This window comes from Thalassotalea sp. G20_0 (assembly GCF_017744175.1).
Classification (GTDB): domain Bacteria; phylum Pseudomonadota; class Gammaproteobacteria; order Pseudomonadales; family Endozoicomonadaceae; genus Endozoicomonas.
In genome coordinates this window covers 1-852 of sequence record NZ_JAGHQV010000304.1, presented here as the reverse complement: position 1 = coordinate 852, position 852 = coordinate 1, and the positions used below count along the sequence as shown (strand labels likewise).

At 46.9% G+C, this 852-nt stretch carries 1 protein-coding gene; it reads right to left on the bottom strand.

Annotated features, from left to right (window positions below):
- Positions 1–832, bottom strand: an 832-nt coding sequence (locus J7438_RS26185) for an ISAs1 family transposase (protein WP_209278961.1), incomplete at its 3' end; no start/stop codon positions are given.
- Positions 833–852 lie beyond the last annotated feature (20 nt).

The window sequence follows — 852 nt, the reverse complement described above, 5'->3', positions numbered from 1 at the left end:
TTCCTTTGGCTTTTTTCTGGCTGTCCAACTGGACGGCAGCTATCGTTTTGGCTTTCCAGCCAGCTGCGTTGGAAGCTTCAGCAATATTGTTGATAACCCAGCATCTACGATGTTCCATGCGGCCATGTGATTTACCTTCCTGTTCGGCAAACTCAAGGCTGGGAGCGTCTTCCGGATTGTCTTGCCAAAGCTGTTCAAAGGCTCGAGCCAGTTCACCATAGAGTTTCTTCTGGTTGCCTTTCACAGCCAACAAGTAGTCTGCTTCTTTTTTTAGAATTGCAGTGGCAATTTTCTTCTGGCAACCCATTGCATCAATGGTGACCAGGCTGCCAGCCAGTTCAAGGAGTTTGAGCAGCGCGGGAATGGCGGTAATTTCATTAGACTTGGCATCCACCTTATATTGCCCCAGAGACAGTCCTGCTTCGGTGCACCAGGCATTGACCATGTGAATGGCATCTTTGCCCTTGTTCCATGCTGAACCTTTAATGGTCTTTCCATCTATAGCGACGATTCTGCTGTCGGAAAGTTCTAGGCCTGCAAGAACATCCCGTATCCACTGGATAAAGATCTGGCGAAACTCATCTGGATCAATAGCAGAAAAGACTCGATTAAATGTAATGGCAACGGGGATTCCACCGGGTAAAGTCAGATATTTTCGGAACCATTTTTCTTTGGTTGTAGCGAACAGTCTAATAGCGTTCCAGTCATCGGCTCCACATAGAATGGCGCAAACAGCGATGAACATAATCTCTGCCAGAATATGTGTTGTTTTCTTGGGATCACGAGGGTCGGTGAGGGTGCTGAATTTAGAGAACAGGGATTTTGCAGACATAGATAAGCAGGAAAAAGGAG